General features: G+C 42.7%; 2 protein-coding genes. Both read right to left on the bottom strand.

Features of this window, described 5'->3' with window-relative positions; all coding sequences use genetic code 11:
* Nucleotides 1-726, bottom strand: a 726-nt coding sequence (gene recA / locus G4P69_RS37405) for a recombinase RecA (RefSeq protein ID WP_208354965.1), incomplete at its 3' end; no start/stop codon positions are given.
* 638 nt (nt 727-1,364) lie between these two features.
* A partial coding sequence (locus G4P69_RS37410) for a phosphotransacetylase family protein (protein ID WP_208354967.1) occupies nt 1,365-1,968 on the bottom strand: 604 nt, incomplete at its 5' end.

Raw genomic sequence — 1,968 nt, forward strand, 5'->3', positions numbered from 1 at the left:
CCCAAATTCTTCGGTTCCTTTTTTCAAAGTCTGAATACGGCGAATATCTAGCCGCACAGAAGAATAATACTTTAAAGCATTACCACCAGTTGTTGTTTCTGGATTACCGTAGGTAACACCAATTTTTTGCCGTAACTGGTTTAGAAATATTACTGTGCAGCCAGATTTACCAATATTGCCAGTAATTTTACGCAAAGCCTGACTCATTAACCTTGCTTGTAAACCAACATGGGCATCACCCATATCACCTTCAATTTCAGCACGGGGAACCAATGCTGCCACTGAGTCAATAACCACAATATCAATTGCAGCAGAACGGACAAGCTGATCGACAATCTCCAATGCTGCTTCCCCTGTATCAGGTTGGGAAACTAGCAAATTTGCAATATCGACGCCCAACGCGCCTGCATAAGCAGGGTCAAGTGCGTGTTCAGCATCGACATAAGCTGCTATACCGCCACCTTTTTGGACTTCTGCAACTGCATGTAATGCTAGTGTTGTCTTTCCAGAACTTTCTGGACCATAAATTTCAATCACACGCCCTTTGGGTAAACCGCCACCCAATGCTAAATCTAGAGTCAACGCTCCACTAGAAATGGTTTCTACCCGCATGCGAGTTGCGTCGCCCAGCCGCATGATTGTTCCTTTGCCAAAAGTCTTCTCAATTTGGTTGAGTACCATGTTGAGCGCTTTTTGCTTGCCAGCATTGTCAGTGGTGATAGCCATTCCTACCTCTATAAATATGTCGTTTTAGGGAGTGTTAGTTTGGGATTCTGAATAGAACAGATATACTACTATTTTGACATTCTCCCACCGCTAAACGCTACATCCTTAGCGATGAATTTTGACCTTTGATTACTAGTCCCGTTCTGCGTAATTAAAAATAAAAAAAGCTTATTACGTAAACTCTATAGGCATTTTATAGTCACTATACATCTCCAAACTGAGCTATAAAATGTATTATTTTTAACAACCTATTACTGAAATCCTTTGTTGAAAATCTTAATCCTCTGTTGAAACGACAGTGGTTTTTGTTTGGGCTTAGTATTCTGATAAATCAGGGGACACTGGTCAAAAAATTATAACATAATATCCGGCCAATTAAGAACTTTTTTCCAGGGAATTTTACCAAGCCTCTTCACTTCGTGACGCTCCGCGAACGGGGTGGGTGTAGGGTGTAGGGTGTAGGCTAAGAAAGAGCGCCTGCGAGCCGCTCTGTTTAAAGCCGAGTGGAATTGTGGGCAAAAAAATCCTTGTATCACTCATAGGTTGAAACCCCACCTATGAGTGAGTGGCTTTATATTTTCCCCACACCCCACACCCCACACCCTCTTCATATCTGTGGGGTGGGAGTGAAATGCCGTTTATAATTTCCCCGGCTTTAGCTCGGAGAGTGTCAAGCCAAGTTGAGACAGCAAGCGGTCAACATCAAAATATGTAGCCATCAAATGACGAATGCACTCAACTTTAATGGGTTCATGCACACGCACCTGGCCAAAAGTACGGTCAATAATTTCCACTGTAGTGAGAGTGTCTAATTCGACTGACAAAATAGGAATTTCTAGTTCTTCTGCACGAGCAACAATGAAAGGTGGCGGCGGGAATTGTCCAGTTAAAATCAAGCATTGGGTAGAAGTTTCCAAAGCAGCCTGCTGAATTTCTACACGATCGCCCCCTGTTACCACTGCCATATTCCGACGTTTGCGGAAATACTTGACTGCTGCGTTAACATTCATTGCCCCAATTGCCAAACTTTCTACCATCAAATCTAGGCGATCGCTACAAGCAAGAACTTCTGCATTTAATTGGTTAACAAGTTCGCGAACACTAACACTGCGTAACAATTCATTTTTGGGCAACATTCCTAGTACAGGAATACCTTGCTGTTCCAAAAACGGACGGATAGTGCTGTTAGCAGTTTGTAATTGTGCTGTAGGTATGTCATTAACTATAATACCAATCAGGCGA

It is taken from the genome of Aetokthonos hydrillicola CCALA 1050 (assembly GCF_017591665.1).
GTDB lineage: Bacteria > Cyanobacteriota > Cyanobacteriia > Cyanobacteriales > Nostocaceae > Aetokthonos > Aetokthonos hydrillicola.